The organism is Mesorhizobium sp. M0954 (assembly GCF_040319155.1).
Classification (GTDB): Bacteria; Pseudomonadota; Alphaproteobacteria; order Rhizobiales; family Rhizobiaceae; genus Mesorhizobium.
The window spans coordinates 154,696-173,009 of record NZ_JAMYNR010000014.1 but is presented as its reverse complement, the minus strand read 5'-3'; the positions used below and the strand labels follow the sequence as shown (position 1 = coordinate 173,009).

18 protein-coding genes and 1 tRNA gene are annotated in these 18,314 nt (G+C 61.7%); 9 read left to right on the top strand and 10 right to left on the bottom strand.

Features of this window, described 5'->3' with window-relative positions:
- Window positions 1–21 precede the first annotated feature (21 nt).
- A complete protein-coding gene (locus NKH93_RS20645; protein WP_352683973.1) occupies window positions 22–423 on the bottom strand; it encodes a hypothetical protein in 402 nt (133 codons plus the stop codon).
- A 777-nt stretch (window positions 424–1,200) separates the two neighbouring features.
- Here NKH93_RS20645 and NKH93_RS20640 point away from each other — a divergent pair.
- From NKH93_RS20640 to NKH93_RS20610, 7 genes are all read left to right on the top strand, one after another.
- Entirely contained in the window at window positions 1,201–1,590 is a 390-nt protein-coding gene (locus NKH93_RS20640; protein WP_352971684.1) for a hypothetical protein, read from the top strand.
- Between the two features lie 33 nt (window positions 1,591–1,623).
- Entirely contained in the window at window positions 1,624–2,064 is a 441-nt protein-coding gene (locus NKH93_RS20635; RefSeq protein WP_352473549.1) for a hypothetical protein, read from the top strand.
- Between the two features lie 113 nt (window positions 2,065–2,177).
- Complete coding sequence (locus NKH93_RS20630; protein ID WP_352473550.1) at window positions 2,178–3,098, top strand: Do family serine endopeptidase; 921 nt, start codon at window positions 2,178–2,180, stop codon at window positions 3,096–3,098.
- 39 nt (window positions 3,099–3,137) lie between these two features.
- The gene (locus tag NKH93_RS20625; RefSeq protein WP_352822452.1) at window positions 3,138–5,432 is read left to right on the top strand and encodes a lysozyme inhibitor LprI family protein; all 2,295 of its coding nucleotides are present in this window, start codon (window positions 3,138–3,140) and stop codon (window positions 5,430–5,432) included.
- 100 nt (window positions 5,433–5,532) lie between these two features.
- The gene (locus NKH93_RS20620; RefSeq protein WP_352473552.1) at window positions 5,533–5,940 is read left to right on the top strand and encodes a lysozyme inhibitor LprI family protein; all 408 of its coding nucleotides are present in this window, start codon (window positions 5,533–5,535) and stop codon (window positions 5,938–5,940) included.
- A gap of 115 nt (window positions 5,941–6,055) precedes the next feature.
- A complete protein-coding gene (locus NKH93_RS20615) occupies window positions 6,056–6,556 on the top strand; it encodes a hypothetical protein (protein WP_352614725.1) in 501 nt (166 codons plus the stop codon).
- A 78-nt stretch (window positions 6,557–6,634) separates the two neighbouring features.
- On the top strand, window positions 6,635–7,006 hold the full coding sequence (locus NKH93_RS20610; RefSeq protein WP_352473554.1) for a DUF4087 domain-containing protein: 372 nt from the start codon (window positions 6,635–6,637) through the stop codon (window positions 7,004–7,006).
- A 129-nt stretch (window positions 7,007–7,135) separates the two neighbouring features.
- Here the strand turns inward: NKH93_RS20610 and NKH93_RS20605 are convergent.
- From NKH93_RS20605 to NKH93_RS20565, 9 genes are all read right to left on the bottom strand, one after another.
- Window positions 7,136–7,220 (bottom strand) — tRNA-Leu (locus NKH93_RS20605).
- Window positions 7,221–7,293: 73 nt separating this feature from the next.
- Complete coding sequence (locus NKH93_RS20600) at window positions 7,294–7,914, bottom strand: 2,3-bisphosphoglycerate-dependent phosphoglycerate mutase (RefSeq protein WP_352473555.1); 621 nt, start codon at window positions 7,912–7,914, stop codon at window positions 7,294–7,296.
- A 59-nt stretch (window positions 7,915–7,973) separates the two neighbouring features.
- On the bottom strand, window positions 7,974–8,807 hold the full coding sequence (dapB, locus tag NKH93_RS20595; protein WP_352822454.1) for a 4-hydroxy-tetrahydrodipicolinate reductase: 834 nt from the start codon (window positions 8,805–8,807) through the stop codon (window positions 7,974–7,976).
- Complete coding sequence (locus NKH93_RS20590; RefSeq protein ID WP_352473557.1) at window positions 8,804–10,663, bottom strand: ABC transporter ATP-binding protein; 1,860 nt, start codon at window positions 10,661–10,663, stop codon at window positions 8,804–8,806. Before NKH93_RS20590 ends, dapB begins: the two co-directional genes overlap by 4 nt.
- A 119-nt stretch (window positions 10,664–10,782) precedes the next feature.
- Complete coding sequence (locus tag NKH93_RS20585; protein ID WP_352614728.1) at window positions 10,783–11,808, bottom strand: glucokinase; 1,026 nt, start codon at window positions 11,806–11,808, stop codon at window positions 10,783–10,785.
- A 121-nt stretch (window positions 11,809–11,929) separates the two neighbouring features.
- Complete coding sequence (gene mepA, locus NKH93_RS20580) at window positions 11,930–13,024, bottom strand: penicillin-insensitive murein endopeptidase (protein WP_502895684.1); 1,095 nt, start codon at window positions 13,022–13,024, stop codon at window positions 11,930–11,932.
- Window positions 13,025–13,080: 56 nt separating this feature from the next.
- The gene (locus NKH93_RS20575) at window positions 13,081–13,989 is read right to left on the bottom strand and encodes an SDR family oxidoreductase (RefSeq protein WP_352822460.1); all 909 of its coding nucleotides are present in this window, start codon (window positions 13,987–13,989) and stop codon (window positions 13,081–13,083) included.
- The gene (queG, locus tag NKH93_RS20570; protein WP_352745544.1) at window positions 13,986–15,146 is read right to left on the bottom strand and encodes a tRNA epoxyqueuosine(34) reductase QueG; all 1,161 of its coding nucleotides are present in this window, start codon (window positions 15,144–15,146) and stop codon (window positions 13,986–13,988) included. Before queG ends, NKH93_RS20575 begins: the two co-directional genes overlap by 4 nt.
- Window positions 15,127–15,819: a glutathione S-transferase family protein gene (locus tag NKH93_RS20565; RefSeq protein ID WP_023678968.1), complete on the bottom strand. Its 693-nt coding sequence runs from the start codon at window positions 15,817–15,819 to the stop codon at window positions 15,127–15,129. The genes queG and NKH93_RS20565 overlap by 20 nt, the downstream gene beginning before the upstream one ends.
- Window positions 15,820–15,980: 161 nt before the next feature.
- Between NKH93_RS20565 and NKH93_RS20560 the strand changes: the two genes are divergently transcribed.
- On the top strand, window positions 15,981–16,787 hold the full coding sequence (locus NKH93_RS20560; RefSeq protein WP_352473563.1) for an undecaprenyl-diphosphate phosphatase: 807 nt from the start codon (window positions 15,981–15,983) through the stop codon (window positions 16,785–16,787).
- A gap of 94 nt (window positions 16,788–16,881) precedes the next feature.
- Window positions 16,882–18,132, top strand: coding sequence for a flavin-containing monooxygenase (locus tag NKH93_RS20555; protein ID WP_352971679.1), 1,251 nt, complete (start codon window positions 16,882–16,884; stop codon window positions 18,130–18,132).
- Window positions 18,133–18,314 lie beyond the last annotated feature (182 nt).

Sequence of the window (18,314 nt, the reverse complement as noted above, 5' to 3'; positions counted from 1 at the left end):
AGTATCAAGCTGGAACACCCCTCATCCGGCCGCTTCGCGTCCACCTTCTCCCACAAGGGGAGAAGGAAGAGCCACGCCAGGCCTTGAAATCTCCAGTCCAAGCCGCACGGTCTCCCGCACCAGCAGGTCCAGATCGTCGCGCCGGGTGCGGTGGTTGTTGATCGCCACCCTGAGGCTATGCTGGCCATGCACCGTCGTGTCGGAAATGGCGGCGATGCCTTCTTCCTGCAGCCTCAGCATGATCTCGGTATTGAGCGCTTTCAGGCGCTCCCCGCCCAGTCCGTCCGCGCGGTAGCGAAAGCACACGATGTTGATGCTCACCGGCGCTACCAGTTCGAGTGCCGGTTCGGCCGCGATCAGCGCGCCGAGATAATGCCCTTGCGCGATGTTCTGGTCGATCAGCCGGCTCCCAAAATCGCGCAAGCTGTGTGCGCTGCTCGCCTATCTGGCGCTGGCGCCGCATCCGGTCGGCCGCAGCCGCCTCTGCGAGCTTTTGTGGGATGTGCCGCCCCCACTGTGCCTCTATTTGGCACTCCGCAGCGTTGAAAAGTCGGGCAAAGGGGCACGTTTCTTTCGGCCCTCGCAAGGGTTGGCTGGGTTCGAAAAAATACCACAATAGATCGCGATTGGGGCGATCGTATAAGATGTGGGTTCGTCGCGCCCTTTTTGTAGAGCTGGCGCAAAATTCACAACAACATAGAATATTGCTTGTACTAACTCGGCTTAATGAGAACAAACCTAAGGAAGCATTCCGGAATCTTGCTGCTGGTCACATTTCAGTATCTGCTAAGATAGCCCGTGCTGATTCCGAATTATTAAGCATTTGCAAAATTCAATCCTGCGATATTGGGATTTGTCCTTGTCATAGGCTGACACGGATGCATTTCTTGGAAGCACAGCCGCGTCAGCGGATCGTTGAAACATGCTTGGGCGGACGGGGCACTAAGCATGGAGAGGAATATTGACACTCGCTAATGCGGCGGCCCCGGCCGGGAGCGTTCGCCCCGACGCAAGAGACTACGGCAACCGTCGGCGAAGTCGTCGAATGCATCGCCCACAGCCTGGCTCTCGTTTGATGGCCGGCGAAACTTTGCCCTCCTCCGATTGGCGCCAGCCTTCGCGGCAAAAGCGGGGATCGCCACCTGCAATGGGCTTCCGATATGGACGATGTCCGCCGCCAGCCAGTCGGAGGAATGAATCATGAAATTCGTAATCTGTGCGACCTTGGCCACTGCTTTGATGGCGATCGCCGGTTGTACCACCGACGACTACGGCGGTTGTCGCGGAAAGGGCTGCCTGGCTGATCGGCCCCATAAAGGTGGCCGACAGATTGACTATCGGCCGCAGTTCGACAGGAACGGCAATCCCAACTTCGATACCAGGGGCCGTTACATCGGCTGCCATGGGCTCGGATGTAAAGTCGACGATCCTGATGACGGGGATCAAAGTATCGACGACAGACCGCAGTACGACAGAGAAGGCAATCCCAACTTCGATACGCAAGGCAACTACCAAGGCTGCCGCGGCATCGGCTGCGAGGTCGATACACCGGACGATGACAATTCATCCGACGATGACGATTCCGATTAACGGACTCGGGGGCGAACAAGGAGGAAGCCAATCATGTCTGAATTCAGCGGCCTGGTCCGGCGACATGCCAAAATCGTTATGGTCGGCCTTGCGGGGTTGGGAATGGCGCTGACGTCCGCTTTCGCTGCGAATAACGCCTGTGACGGTATAAAGGTCGAAGTGACGAAGGCGCGCAAGCAGGAATATGCCCCTCTCGTCGTCTCGGCGATGACCAATAAGTTCAAGCCCGCTCAGGCAAAGTTCTTCACGATCATGGAGAGCGGCAGCTGGAGCGCCGCCTACGTCTCCACGCCGGTGAGCGACGACGGCGTGATGTTCTTCCAGACAGTCGACGGAAAGAAGCAGTTTCGCGACGTGTGGGGCGGCTATGCCGAGCCGTCGGAAAAACCTGAACTGGTATCCTGGGCGAAGAAGCTCGGAGCGCCGCAAGACCTGGCAAAGTGTTTTGCCGAGGAAGTTACGGAACGACGGTGATGATCGCTGGAAATTGCCGCTGACCGTTGGTGCAGGGGGAGAATGATTGGTGAGCGCTCCGGGGCGCCGGGGCTCTGAGATCGACTCCAATCATCAGCTGCAGGATGTGCAAAATGCAAACCGTTCGAAAATCCAGACTGATAATGCAGCTCGCCCGTGCATTGGCAACTTCAGTGAAAATGACGGCTGTTGTGAGTGTAGCTGTCCCGCACACGATCAATGTTGCGTATGCCAGCAAATATGATCTGCCGAAACCCTATGTTTCCCGGGCTCTTAACGCGGTTCTGATACCGATCAATCACGCCTCTCGGCACCGCTACCAGATCCCGCCCAAGCTTCGCGGCGTGTATGTCCTGGCCGTTGCACCCCACGGTGTTGCCGCGCGGCAAGGCATCCGACCGGGTGATGTGCTTGCCACAGTGCGGCATCAGCCGATTTCGACGCCGCGCGATGTCGATAGGTTCGTTTGGGCCGCCCTTGCCGCGAGTGCCACCAGTTTCCTGTTTGGCGTGAACCGCGGGACAGAAGTCACAGACGTCGTCGAGGTCAACACCAACATCACCGTCAACAACTTCAACACCAACATCTCGGTCAACAATATCTCCCAATGGACGAGCGTCGACAATCGAGAGGAATGGACGCAGATCGTCGATGAGTATGACGAGGAGATGGAGACGGGCCTCAATGACACAAGCTATCGCGGGGACGACTCGCAGCCTGGGGACGCCAGTCAGGACGCAGAAACGTCTCCTCCCGATGCCGATGACAAAAGTTCCGATGATCAGGACGATCCGAGCGATCAGAACGACGACACTGACGACGATAGTACGGATAACGATGCGTCGGATGACAGCACTGACAACAATAGTTCCGACGATCAGGACGATTCGAGCGATCAGAATGACGATGCAGACCCAACGGACGGTGGTGATGGCGACAACAACACCGACACTGACGACAACAGCTCGGATGACGATGCGACGGATGACAGTACCGACGACGCTGCCGGATCGAACGACGACGATGCCAACTAGCAGCCGACCGGGCCGGCAGTTCTAAACAGAGGTCAACCGATGAAAACCGCGACGCTGACCATTGCCATGGTCCTGGCCATGCCGGCTTTCGTTTTTGCCCAGGACAAGTGCTACGACGCCGCCAAGGATCAGGCAGCCGCGAACGAGTGCGCCGATGCCGCGTCCAAGAAATCCGACAACAAGCTCAACGAGCTTTACAAGCAGATTGAAACCCGCGTGAAGGATGATGTGGATACCAAGACGCTTTTTGTTCAAGCACAGCGCGATTGGGTCAAATTTCGCGACGCGGAGTGCAGTTTCCAGACCGTGGGAGCGGCCGGAGGAAGTGTAATGCCAATGCTCGTCGCGCAGTGCATGGACAGCCTGACGCAATCCCGTGTCAAAGACTTCGAGGATTACCTGAAATGCCAGGAAGGCGATCCGAGCTGCCCCGTTCCGGCAGCGAACACATCACATGCCGCACCTGCGGTGGCCGAAGAGACCGTCCCTGTCCAGGCTGCCGGCCCGATACTTATTCCATTGCAACACGTCAGGGAATACGGAACCGACGGTGGTTATCACAAACTCGGGATCATGGTGGGCATCAATAGTGCCAAGCCTCGTCTGTTCGAATTCGACACCGGGTCGGATGAGTTCAACGCGGAGATCGATTCGAGCGTCCCTGGCGTAAAGCCGGTGCCCGGCAGCAAGCCCGCAATGTACGCCTATGGTGACGGCACCTATGGCGATTGGGTACAACAGGTACGGTTCGACAGCCTGTCTTTTTACGATCCGGATGATGCGTGGGAGCCTGTCGTAACCTTCGACGGCGGCTTTAGCGCTGCTCGGGTGGTGGATTACGTCTACACCAAGGGTTTCGGCGACCTCGAGGATGTGAAATTGATGCAGAAGCCCGTTGGTCAATACGGCGATACGCCAGTCTATGCGGATCTTAATGCGCGCGAGAGAATGCAGAAAGGCGAACCCGGTGGTTCGACGACGTTTTACGGCATCTTTGGAGCCGCCGATTTTATCTTTCCAGGAGACCAGACCAGTGCCCCCGGCGGTCAAACCCGAAGCGGCTATGTGGTCTCTGCCAATGCAAATCTTGGAAAAAGGAAGACGACACCGGGCTGCGGTCCGTGCCTGACGCTGAATTTGTCCCCCAGTCTGAGATCCCAGTTTACGGCCCTGACGCCGTGGGGCGAAGGGGATTTTCAGGCTTACCAGAGACGATTCCCGCGATCAGGCGCGAATGCATCCAATGAGTACGAAGGGTCTTACCGTTATACGATTTCTTTTGACCATAAGGGAAAGAAGCAATCGGTTGATTTCAGCGGACCCGTCTTATTGGATACAGGAACAGCGACATTTGTTCATATTACGAATGAAGATACTTTAAATAAGCTAAAGTCGAAAGGTTTTAAAATTGATAAATACAGTTCTGGCATAATAAACTTCAAGTTTTTTGGATTTGACGATAGTTTCAACAACAGGGAATACAGCGATGTCGTTATCGATCGCCAAAGCGATGAGGAGAGAGGCCATGGAATTTGGGTCGGCCTACCCTTCTTTCAGTCCAATTCCGTGATGTATGATCTGGAGAACAAAACAACCGCCTATTCACCCTATTTTGTCAGCGCTGCCGACTTTACGACAGACGCGGCTGTCAAGGATCAAGTGCAGCTCAACCGAGTGAACGGCGAAATGGGCAGCGACGGATGGCTCGGATTGGCCGGGAACATCTTCGGCGCCGGCGACTTCACGATCGAGAAGGACGCGGACGTGCGCATGACCGGGGCCAATACCTACACGGGCACAACCCACATCGCGGCCGATGGCTATCTTACTCTGGCCGGGCCGGGCAGCATCGAGCATTCCTCGCGCGTCATAGTCGACGGTGTGCTCAACATCGATCAGAAAGGAAACCACCTGAAGCCCTGGGGAGTGGCGCACTCCCTGAACGATACGGCCATTCGCAACCTTGGCGGTAAAGGCGAGGTCTATCTGGGCGCGGGCAGACTGATCCTGACAGCAGCCGACGGGCAATTTGATGGAACCATCGCGGACTTTGATGACGCCGGCGACAGCGGCGGCCTCGTTGTTGCCGGTGGCAAGCTGACGCTGAGCGGCAAGAACAAATATTCGGGCATGACGGAAGTGGTGGCGGGAGCGGAGTTGCACGTGACCGGCTCTTTGACCGGTGACGTTTCCGTCTCGGGACTGCTTGTCGTTGACGGAGAGGTCTCCGGCGAAGTCATGGTCAAGGAGGGCGGCACGCTGACCGGCTCAGGAAAGGTCGGCAACGTCACGGTCGCCGAAGGTGGCAAAGCTGATCCAATGAAAACCAGATAATCGGGCCATGGGCCGATCGTGGCAATAACGGACAGCTGACGAGAACATAGGGCGGGGCTGAGCAACTTAAGAGCTTGACTGCAATCGGAAAGGGAAATCGATGAAAATAGCGATATTGACTGCTGCCGTGGTTCTGGCTGCGCCGACATTCGCCCTTGCCAAGGACAAGTGCGCCGATGCCAAGGATCAGGCCACCATGAATCAGTGCTTCGGTGCCGAGTTCCAGAAATCCGACAAGAAGCTCAATGAGCTTTACAAGCAGATCGAAGCCCGCCTGAAGGACGATGCGGATACCAAGAAGCTTCTTGTTCAGGCACAGCGGGATTGGGGCAAGTTTCGCGACGCGGAGTGCAGTTTTCAGACTGCTGGATCGGCCGGAGGAAGCGTAATACCGATGCTCATCGCGCAATGCATGGACGGCCTGACGCAATCCCGTGTCAAAGCCTTCGAGGGTTACCTGAATTGCAAGGAAGGCGATCTGAGTTGCCCCGTTCCGGCCGCGAACTGACACGTGCTGCAACTTATTTGATCATGATGAAGCCGGCGGCGAGCATGACGTCGCTGCCAGATATGAACAATGCGAGGGGCATCATCACTGCGTGGGGACTTGAAGGAGGTGGATTGTGAAACGCTGCGGATCATCGCTCGCAATGGCGATTGCGGCATCTGTGCTGCTGGCATCTGCCGTGCCGGCAACAGCCCAGGATGACATGGGCTTCGACGTCAACGTCACGCTGTCCAAGAAAGCAGCCGCCAAGCTCGCGGCTGAAAAGGAGGGAATCGTCGTCTTCGCCTCCTATTACGGCGACCCCAAGCCGAGCGCCGCGAAGCACGCCAACGAAGTCGGCCTGATCGATCTCACACCGCACGACGAAGAGGTGGAGATACCGGGCACAGGCGGCCACGCCCGCATCAGCGGCGCCAAGGTCGACGCAAAGCGTCTCGACTGGCTTGCCGGCCCTCCCGATGTCAACGTCAACGTTGCGTCGGCGCGCAAGAGCAGCTCGGTCAATCTGCTCGGCTGCGATTTCATCGACGGTCCACTCAGCAACGTCCAAAGGGCGCCCGTGACGCTTCATTGCGGATTGATCGAAGAACATGTGGACACGAAGTTGAAGCCATAAGGCTCGCAAAAGTCATGCGCGTCCCCGGCGCCAACGGATCGGCGGCACGACCTGACCTACTTCAGGGAGGAGATATTCATGCGCCCACTGTTCGCTATCTGTGTCTGCCTGGCTATCATGTCCTTGTCTGCAGCCGCCCATGCCGAGCGCCGTTGTGGCTGGTACTCCAGCCCGACCCCCGGCAACCTCGTCCTGACCGACAGTGACGGGGATTGGTGGATCCAGATGCAGGGACGCCCGGATCCCAAGGGCATCGACAATGTGCCGGCCTTTGACGAGCGGCAATTCGTCGAGACCAATGTGCCTGGTTCGGGTCACGGCTACGGATGTGCGTGCATGAACGTCGTAACCAACGCCAAGCAACAGAAGATCACCAGAGTGATCTCGGGCCAAATCCTTCCGCTGCTGCGCTGTCGCAACGACAGATCGCTGCCTAACCCGGACGGATAATTGTTGGATATCTTGTGGATACCATGGCTGACGGTAGGCAGCTTAGAGCATTGGATCAAGAAAAAGCCCGGCAAACCGGGCTTTTTCTTGGGTCTCTGAAACCGCATCAATCGGTTCGAAACGGGAATTTGGTGCCCAGAAGAGGACTCGAACCTCCACTCCTTGCGGAACACGGACCTGAACCGTGCGCGTCTACCAATTCCGCCATCTGGGCTGGTGCGCGCTCATTAAGCGGGCGAGGGATGAGTGTCAACGCGCTTTTTTGAAAGCCGCGTTCCTTCTCCGGCTCAATGCTCCAGCACTTCCTTCGACGCCACCGTGGAATCGGCGTTGAGCGTGTAGATGATCGGCACACCGGTGCCGAGCTCGAGCTTGACGATCTCCTCGCCCGATTTGCCGTCCAGCGCCATGATCAGCGCGCGCAGCGAATTGCCGTGCGCCGCCACCAGCACGGTGCCGCCGCGCAGCACATGCGGTTGCAGATCGTGCAGGTAATAGGGCCAGACGCGCGCGCCGGTGTCCTTCAGGCTTTCACCGCCGGGCGGCGGCACGTCATAGGAGCGGCGCCAGACATGCACCTGCTCCTCGCCCCATTTCTTGCGCGCATCATCCTTGTTGAGGCCGGAGAGATCGCCATAGTCGCGCTCGTTCAGCGCCTGGTCGCGAATGGTCTCGAGGTCGCTCTGGCCAACGGCGTCGAGAATATGCTGGCAGGTCTTCTGCGCCCGGATCAGCGACGACGTGAAGGCGATGTCGAACTTCATGCCGCGCGCCCTGAGCTTGGCGCCGGCCGACTTGGCCTCGGCATGGCCCAGTTCGGTCAGGTCGACGTCGCGCCAGCCGGTAAATAGGTTCTTCAGGTTCCATTCGCTCTGGCCGTGGCGCACGAGCACGAGAGTTCTCGACATATTTGCTCCTTCAAATCTTGTGGATCAGCCAAATCTTGTGGATCAGCCAAATCTGTGGATCAGCTTGTCAGGCCGAGCACGTCCCGCATCGAATAGAGGCCCGGCTTGCGGCCGCGCGCCCACAGGGCTGCCTTGACCGCGCCGCGGGCAAAGATCGCCCGGTCCTCGGCATGATGGGCAAGCGTGATGCGCTCGCCGGTACCGGCCAGCACCACACTGTGCTCGCCGACCACCGAGCCGCCGCGCAAGCTGGCGAAACCGATCGAGCCTGCCTTGCGCACGCCGGTATGGCCGTCGCGCACGCGAACATCGTTGCCGGCAAGTGCTACGCCGCGCCCGGCAGCGGCGGCCTCGCCGAGCAGCAGCGCCGTGCCCGACGGCGCATCGACCTTGTGCCGGTGGTGCATTTCCAGGATCTCGATGTCGAAATCGTCGGCATCGAGCGCGCGCGCCGCCTGCTCAACCAGCACCGCCAGCAGATTGACGCCGAGGCTCATATTGCCTGACTTGACCACCGTCGCGTGCCGCGCCGCCGCCGCGATCCTGGCATTGTCTTCAGCCGAGCAGCCGGTGGTGCCGATGATATGGGCGATGCGCGCCTGCGCCGCATAGCCGGCGAATTCGACGGTCGCTGCCGGCGTGGTGAAATCGAGCACGCCGTCGGCCTTGGCGAAGGCCGGCAGCGGATCGTCGCCGATCGCCACGCCGAGCCTGCCGACGCCGGCCAGCTCGCCGGCATCCTTGCCGAGATGTGGCGAACCGGCCGGCGCGATGGCGCCGGCGACACGCGCGCCCGGTATCGTGTGGATGGCGCGGATCAGCGCCTGGCCCATGCGGCCAGCCGCGCCCACCACCACCAGGCCCATTTCACTCACGGTCGGCGTGTCGCTCATGAATGTCTCCCGACCGCCTTTTTCGCGTGATCATTTTGCGCCGCAGTCTGGATTGGCTTGGCGTCATCGACAAGCCCCAGCCCTTTCCTGCCTTGCACCCGATGGAACCGGGCATAGACGCTGTGCGGGTCGGCCATCAGCGAGGCATGCGTGCCCTGTTCGACCAGCCGGCCCTGCTCCAGCACGATGATATGGTCGGCATTGACCACCGTCGACAGCCGGTGCGCGATGACAATGGTGGTGCGCCCTTCCATGACATGGGTCAGCGCTTCCTGGACGCGGGCCTCGGCCTCGTTGTCGAGCGCCGAGGTCGCTTCGTCGAGCAGCAGGATCGGCGCCTGCCGAACGATGGCGCGTGCAATCGATACGCGCTGGCGCTGGCCGCCCGACAGCGTCACGCCATTCTCGCCGACCGGCGTGTCGTAGCCTTGCGGCTGCTGGCGAATGAAATCGTGTGCCGCGGCCTGTTGGGCGGCGCGTTCAATCTCTGCGTCGGTGGCGCTCAGCCTGCCGTAGCGGATGTTGTCGCGGATGGTGCCTTCTAACAGATAGGGCTGCTGCGATACATAGGCGATCGAGCCGCGCAGCGAATGCTTGGTGACCTTTGAAATGTCCTGGCCGTCGATTTCGATCCTGCCCGACTCGACATCGTAGAAGCGCTGCAGCAGCGCAACCAGCGTCGTCTTGCCAGCGCCCGAGGCTCCGACGATGGCGGTCACCTTGCCGGCGGCGGCGACAAAGGTCAGATCCTGCAGGACCGGCGCCTCTTCGACATAGCGGAAGGACACGTTGTTGAAGCGCACTTCGCCAGAGGTGAATTTCGCCTCGGCGGCTGCCGGCACGTCACCTTGCTGCGGCTCGAGGTCGAGAAGCTCGTAGATCATGCGCGCATTGACCAGCGACTTTTCCATGCCAACCTGCATACGCGCCAGCCGCCTGGCCGGATCATAGGCAAGCAGCAGGGCGGTGATGAAGGCAAACACCGCGCCCGGCGGCTGGCCGCCGACGGTCGCCCGGTAGCCGGAATAGGCGATGACGCCGGCGACGGCGAAGCCGGCCAGCATGTCGGAGATCGGCGTCAGCCGTTCCGAGACGCGGGCGATCTTGTTTGCCCGCTGCTCGGCGCCGGCGACCAGGCCGCCGATGCGGCGCGACAGCTCGTCTTCCAGGGTGAAGGCCTTGACGATGGCGATGCCTTGCGTCGCTTCCTGCATGGCGCCGATCAGCCGCGAGTTGATCTGCACCGATTCACGGGTGATGCGACGCACCCGGCGCATCAGATAGGTGACACTGTAGATCAAGGGCGGGCCGATCAGCAGCGACATCGCCGAGAGCATCGGGTCCTGCCAGATCATGACGCCGACTAGCGCGACAAGCGATACCGCATCGCGCGCCAGCGATGTCAGCGTCATCGACAGGAGATCGCGGATGCCGTTGACGTTCTCGTTGATCTGCGCGGCGAGCCGGCCCGAGCGGGTGTCATTGAAGAAGCCGACGCCGAGCTTCATCAGATGGTCAAAGATGCGGCGTTGATAGCGCGCCACCAGATTGTTGCCGATTTTGGCCAGCGTCACTGCCTGGCCGTAGCTGGCCAGGCCGCGCAGCATAAAGGCGGCCAGGATCGACACGCTGATCAGCGCGATAAGATCGCCGCGCCGTTGGTAGAAGATCTGATCGATGACATCCTTCATGATCCAGGCTGTGAAGGCGGTCGTCGCCGCGATCGTCACCAGGCACAGCACGGCAAGAGCATAGTACCAGCGATAATCGCGGCTGTTCTCGGCGATGATGCGGCGGATCACCGCCACGATCTCGCTGGGACGGACTTTCCCTTTGGTTGGTGCTGGAATTGTCACGTTGGAGCGCTTTGTGGTTTCGGTTCGGCCGGACTGCAATTCGGCAACCTCTTAACGCCCCGATGGCGGCTTGCCTATGGCCGGGGACGGCGAAACTTCGTCGCGGCGCAGCTTGTGTCCTAAACCCGCCAGCGCCGCCCCGCCGTCTGCACGCCGAACAGCGACGGATTTCTGGCATAGGCGGCCAGCCCTAAAAGCGCCGCAAGCGGATGGGTGATGACGTAGACCGGCATGCCGCGCATCAGGGCGCTGTGCGGCGCCTTGTCCTCGAAGGCGGCGCGGAAATTGCCGGTGCGCAGCGCCGGCAGGATTTTTTGCGCGATGCCGCCGGTGAGAAACACGCCGCCGCGGCTCATGAACACCAGAGCGAGATCGCCGGCTGTGCGCCCTAGGCAAGTGACGAAGATCGACAGCGCCTCTTCGGCCACCGGATCGTTCTTTGCCAGCGCCGCGGCGGTGACCTCGGCAGGCGTTGTAAAGGGCGACGGCTTGCCGTCCGCCTTGGCCACCGCCCGGTAGGCATTGACCAGGCCGCGTCCGGACAGGATCTGTTCGCCGGAGATGCGGCCCTCGAGCTTCTCGATATGCGGAAACACCTGGAAATCGCGCGGTGAGCGCGGGCCGATATCCATATGGCCGCCCTCGCCGGGCACCGGTATCCAGTGATGCAGCGCATAAACCAGCCCGGCGACACCGAGCCCGGTTCCCGGGCCGAGCACCACCCGCCCGGAATTCGGTTCCGGCTCGTCGCCGCCGATCTTTTCCATATGCTCTTCGCCGAGCGCGACGACAGCCAGCGCCTGTGCCTCGAAGTCGTTGAGCACCACGACGTCGCTGAAACCGAGACTGGCGAACATCTGTCTCGGCTTGACGATCCATGGGCAATTGGTAAGCGGGATCTCGTCGCTTTCGACAGGACCGGCTACCGCCAGCACAGCTGAATTCGGCCGGACCGACGAGCGGTCGAGCACGGCCGACTGGATCGCCTCGTCAATCGTATTGAAGTTGGCGGTCTGGACGATGGTCGGCTCGCCGGCCTCGGAATTCGCGTCTAGTACGATCGAGAAGCGCGCATTGGTGCCGCCTATGTCGCCGATCAGGATCGGAAATCGCAACAGAGTGTCGTCGTCGCTTACGCCTGGCATGCTCTCGTCCGTTCCCGACGCGTATCGCCGTTCTCTCGTTGACTAGCGCATGACCGCAAAAAGGGAAATCGGTTTTCGAAGTGGAGATGCACGGATGCAGACAGCGAACACGCTGCCCGCATCAGTGCCCCGGTCGTGGCCGCGGCAGCGGAATGCCGATCTCGGGCGTCGCCACAAAGGCGTTCGCCGAGGCCGGAAGCGCTGCCGCGCCGGCTGCGACCGTCGGCGGCGGCGAAGACTCTGCCGCGGGAGCAGGTACGGCCGCGATCGGCACGCCGTCGCCATAGTAGGTGACTGCTTCCGCCGACGGCGGAGCTGGCGCGTCGAGCACGAATTGGCATTGCCTGGGCAGGTTCGCCATCGTCATCAGGTCGCGTGCCTTCGGCTTGTCCGGGTTCTTGTTGGGGCGCCACGGCTCCTCGGTGAACCACCAGGCCAGCGCCTGGTCGCAGCCATCGCCTGGCGCCGTCGCTTCCTGTGCCTTGCAGTCGGGCGATCCAGCCTGGCAGCCGATGCGAATGTGGAAGTGGTAGTCGTGGCCCCAGAACGGCCTGACCTTGCGCAACCAGCTACGGTCGCCTTTGACCGTGTCGCAGAGCTTCTTCTTGATCCCGGGATTGACCAGGATGCGCTCGACTTCGGGATAGCTCGCGGCGCGCTTCAACAACCGCGTGTGCATCGGCGTCCACAGCCCGTCCTTCACCAAATGGGTCTTTTCATCGACCATCAAGGTAGCGCTGATGTTTTCGCGCTCTTCGGCCGAGAGCTTACGGTCGGGCATCGGCGTCAGCCAGATGTCGGCGTCGAGGCCGATCTGGTGCGAGGCATGGCCGGTCAGCATCGGACCGCCGCGCGGTTGCGAGATGTCGCCGATCAGCAAGCCCGGCCAGCCGTCGGCAGCGGCATCGCGCGACAGTTTCTCGATCAGCGCGATCATTGCCGGATGGCCCCAGCGACGATTGCGCGACGGTCGCATCACCTCCCAGTGCCGGCCGTCCATGGGTAGGGCGACGCCGCCGGAAAAACAGCCTTTGGAATAAAAGCCGATCGATTGCGCTGCTGCGAGTGCCGGCAGCTTTTTGGCGCCGAACAGGTCCTTTGCCCGTTGCTCGGCGCTCCCTGGCTGCGTTGCAAGCGCCGCCAAGCCGGCGATGGCCAGTACTGCCGTCAGCAGCAGCGTTTTGCCCGGCAAGGCTCGCGCTAACGTCTTCCCCAAGCTGGACCCCTCCGCGATTTGAACCGCATCATACCATAGCCCGCGCAACGTATCGATCATGACCGTTTCATCGGGCTGCGCGCCTCGCCGTCGCGCCAGTCGCCGCTCGCCCACATGGCATCGAGCGCCGAGCGATAGTCGGGAAAGCGAAAGCCATAACCGGCCGCCTTGATTGCCGCGTTGGCGACACGCTTGTTCTCGCTGTAGAAAGACCGCGCCATGGGCGAAAGTTGGGCGGTCTCGAACGGAATTTCGGGCGGCGGCTCGATGCCCATCAATTGGGCGGCATAGGCGACGACGTCCTGCGGCGGCGCCGGCAGGTCGTCGGTGACGTTGAAGATGCCGCCGCGATTGCCCTCGGCGAGATGCCAGAGCGCACCGGCAATATCGTCGCAATGGATGCGGTTGAACACCTGGCCCGGCTTGACCAGCCGCCGCGCAGTGCCGTTTTCCAGGTTGACCAGGGCGTTGCGGCCCGGCCCGTAAATGCCGGAAAGCCGCAGGATCGCCACCGGCCGGTGGATGTCATGGCCCAATTGTAGCCAATCCTGCTCGGCTGCAACACGCATCACCGACCGCTTCGACAACGGCCGGCATTCGGCGGCCTCGTCCACCCAATTGCCGCCACGGTCGCCATAGACGCCGACGGTGGAGAGATAGGCGATCCATTCGAGCTCCGGCATGTTGGCCGCGATCTCCTCGCGTGCCGCGCCCAGCATCGGGTCGCCGGCCTTGTCCGGCGCGACCGAGACGACGAGATGGGTTGTCTTCCCAAGGGCATCGCCGATTTCGGAGGTCAGCGTGCCATCGAAACGCAGCGGCACGATACCGGCTTGCCGCAGCGCCGCGAATTTTTCCAGCGACCGTGTTGTACCGAAGATCGTTGTGTCGGCATCCCTGTTGGCGCGGGCGAAGGCCCTGCCCGAATAACCGGCGCCGAAGATGAAAATCTGCTTTTTTGTCATGTATGCGCCTCGATCGGCTTTGGCAGGGCCAGAAGCCATTCGCCTCTCACCGCCTCGTCATGTTCTGCTTGCAAAGCGGCTGCGGCACGTTCGGCGAACTCCCGACCCGGCACCAGCCGCGACAGCGCCCATACCGCAGCTCCGCGAACCAGGGGCGAGGCGTCGTCGAGCAGCGCGCGAACGGCGCCGGCCAGCGACAAGTCCTGGGAATTGCCGGCCGCTATCAGCACGTTTCGGATAAAACGGTCGCGGCCGATGCGCTTGATCGGCGAGCCCGAAAAAAGCGTGCGGAAGGCAGTGTCGTCGAGACGCAGCAGCTCGGCGAGCGGCGGTTCGCGCAAGTCCGCGCGGGCGGCAAGCTTTGCCTCCGAAGCGGCTTGGGCGAACTTGTTCCACGGGCAGGCGGCCAGGCAGTCGTCGCAGCCATAGATGCGATTGCCGATCTTTTCCCGGAACTCATGCGGGATCGGTCCTTTGTTCTCGATGGTGAGGTATGAAATGCAGCGCCGCGCATCGAGCCGGTAAGGCGCCGGAAAGGCGTCCGTCGGGCAGGCGTCGAGGCAGGCCCGGCAGGAGCCGCAATGATCGTTCTCAGGCGCGTCCGGCACCAGCTCGGCCGTCGTGAAGATGGTGCCGAGGAACAGCCAGGAGCCATGCGCGCGGCTGACCAGGTTGGTGTGCTTGCCTTGCCAGCCGAGGCCGGCCGCCTCGGCCAGCGGCTTTTCCATCACCGGCGCGGTGTCGACAAACACTTTCACGTCCCCGCCGGCGCGCGCCACGATCTTGCCGGCGATCTCCTTCAGCCGGCCTTTCATCACGTCATGATAGTCGCGGTTCTGCGCATAGGCCGAGATCGCGCCGCGGTCGCGCTTTGCCAGGATGTCGCGTGGGTCGTGGTCGGGGCCGTAATTCATCGCCAGCACGATGATCGAGCGGACCTCTGGCCAAAGCGTCGTCGGTTTGCCTCGCCGCTCGAGCGTTTCGGCAATCCAGCCCATCGAGCCGTGAAAGCCGTCGGCAACGAATTCGGCCAGCCGTTCCGGCGCCTGCGGAATCGCATCGGGCGTGGTGACGGCAATGGCGTCGAAGCCGGCATTCCGCGCCTCGCGGTCGATCAGCGCGCGCAGCTTTGCCGTATCAGAAATCGAGGTCCGCATAATGTGACACCGGCGACAGGCCGCGCACCCGGTCGGACAGAAGCGGCCGGAACGAAGGCCGTGATTTCACCCTTGTATACCATTCGCGCGCGGCGCTGTGTTCGCGCCAGTCGATCTCGCCGAGATAGTCGAGCACCGACAGTGCCGCCGCCGCCGCGAGATCGGCATAGGTGACCTTGTTGCCGGCCAGCCAATGACGGGTGCCGGCCAGCCAGTTGGTGTATTTCATGTGCTGGCGGATATTGGCGCGGGCGGCGCGGATCGCCGCCGAATCGGGCGAGCCGCCGCCTGCCGTTTCCGGCATGACCGGCTTCAGGACGCGCTCGCGCACTAGGTGCCGGGTAACCTCGCTTTCCGCCTTGTTGAGGTACCAATCGGTCAGCCGTCGGATTTCGGCGCGCTCCATCGGATCCTCGGCGAACAGCCGCTTGTCGCGCTTGAGTACCCCGCGCGTCTCGTCGAGATATTCGGCAATGACCACTGCGCCAACGATCGGCACGTCGCCTTCGGCGAGCAGGATCGGCAGCGTGCCGGCCGGGTTCAGCGCCAGGAACTCCTTGCGCCGCGTCCACGGCTTCTCTTCGATCAGCGCCAGTTCCTCGCCATACTCGCCAAAGGCGAGGCGGACGAAGCGGCAGCTGGCGAACATCGGATGGTGGAAAAGCGTCAGCATGGTCCCGCGATAATAGAGCGCACTGGCAAATCGCCGGCTGCGCCGGTAAGTCTTGGCCGCCCGATTCAGGGGCTGTCAGGGTGCTGCGACCTATAGGGGGAGTTCCGCGCCGTGACAAGCAAGCCCTTTTCTCACGCCCTCACTCCAACGCCGAGGTTGCCATGGAAAGCCAGACCGTCGTCGAAGCGCTGCTGCTCGGCATGCTCGAGGGCCTGACCGAGTTTATTCCGGTGTCTTCAACCGGTCATATCCTGCTTGCCGGCCATTTCCTCGGCTTTCATTCGACCGGCAAGGCCTTCGAGATCCTGATCCAGCTCGGCGCCATATTGGCGATTCTCAGCGTCTATTTCCGCCGTCTCTGGAAGATGCTGCTCGAGCTGCCCTACGATCGGCTGACGCGGCATTTCGTCCTTGGCATCCTCATCGCATTCCTGCCGGCGGCCATTATCGGCGCGCTGGCGCACGATTTCATCAAGACGGTGCTGTTCGAATCGCCGCGGCTGATCTGCATCATGCTGATCATCGGCGGTGTCATCCTGCTGCTGGTCGATCGCATGAAGCCGAAGCCCTATTACCACGATGTCGAGCGGTTTCCGACCAGGCTTTATCTGCAGATCGGGCTGTTTCAGTGCCTGTCGCTGATCCCCGGCACGTCGCGCTCGGGTTCGACCATCGTCGGCGCGCTGCTGCTCGGGGTCGACAAACGGGCGGCGGCGGAATTCTCCTTCTTCCTTGCCATCCCGACGATGGTCGGCGCCTTCGCCTTCGACCTGTTCAAGAACCGCAATGTGCTGAGCAGCGCCGACCTGCCCATCATCGCCGTCGGTTTCGTCGCCGCCTTCGTCACCGCGCTAATCGTCGTGCGCTTCCTGCTCGACTACGTCTCGCGCCATGGCTACGCGCTGTTCGGCTGGTGGCGGCTGGTCGTCGGCATCGTCGGCCTGGCGGGGCTGGCCATCTGGGGATGAGCCGGCGCGGATAGCGCAATCCCAGCCGGAACTCTATTCTTGCCCGAAGTCGAGCCATACGATCTTGTGGACGTATGGTTGGCAGGGGGAATGCGTGAGCGAAGTTCTTGACGCCCTCGTTATTGGCGCCGGTCCGGCGGGACTCGGCGTCAGCTACTTCTTGAAACGGCAGGGCCGCGACCACCGTGTGCTCGATCGAGGCCGGATTGGCGAAACGTGGCGAACGCAGCGGTGGAACTCGTTTCGACTGAATTCGCCGACCATTCGCTCCATCTTACCCGGTGATTCCTACGAGGGGCCCGAGCCGTGGGGCGCGATAACCCACCACGAATTTGTCGCGTATCTCGAAGGCTATGCCGAGCGGCACCGTCTGCCGGTAAGCACTCAAACTCCGGCGCAAGAGCTGACGAGAGACGACGGGATCTTTCGCATCACCACGACGGACGGGGCATTTCTGGCGCGCAATGTGGTGATCGCCACCGGCGACCAGAATCGGCAGGTCCGGCCAGCAGGGTCGGCGGATTTGCCAACCGCAATTCGCCAAGTCGATTCCTCGGCTTATCGCAACCCGGCCGAGTTCGAGAGTGGCGCGGTGCTGGTGGTCGGCAGCGGTCAGTCGGGCGGCCAGATCGCCGAGGATCTGGCGCTGGCCGGACGTGCGGTCTTTTTGGCGACCAGCCGCAACGGCCGTTGGGTGCGGCGCTACCGCGGGGGCAACATACTTAAATGGCTGACGCTGTCCGGTTTTCTCGACGTTCCGCGCAAGGAACTCGTCCTCCCCTCCGGCAAGCTGCAGGCCCGCGCGCTGGTCGGCGCGACCCATACGATCAGCCTGCAATCGCTGAGTGCACAGGGCGTGGTGCTGCTCGGCCGCTTCAGGGGTGTGGAGAACGGCAACCTCGTCTTCGGCGACGAGCTCGACGACCATATGCGATTTGCCGACGAGGTCTCCGCGAATGCCAAGCGCCTGGTTGACGAGTACATCGAGCGCGCCGGCCTCGATGCGCCACTGGCCGAGGATGATCCAGCCGAGACGATTGAACCGAGCTTGCCCGATCCTCCGATCCGCTCCCTCGACTGGACGGCGAGCGGCATCAGATCAGTGATCTGGTGCACGGGCTTCACCGGCGATTTCTCATGGGTTCGGCTTCCCGGCGCGCTCGATTCAGCCGGCCAGCCCGTCCACGAGGATGGCGTCGGCGTTGTTCCAGGTCTCTTTTTCGCCGGCCTCGATTTCGGATCGACGCGGAAGTCGGGCACCATACCCGCCATTCCAGAGGAGGCGGCCGCCGTCGTGGAGCGACTCGTCCAAGTGGGAGCCGACTTGCCACGGAACGGCGTCTAAACGAGCGCGTCGAACGCGGGTTCTTGAACGTACAAGAACATGACAGCTCTGGCGCGATCAAGACGACGCACGCTGCCTTCTGTCGAAGCGCACCGACAATTTTCCGTAGTCCATTGGTGCGACAGCCAGAAATCGCCGGCACCTTCGATACGGTGCTCCAATTCGCGGCCGACTGCATCCAT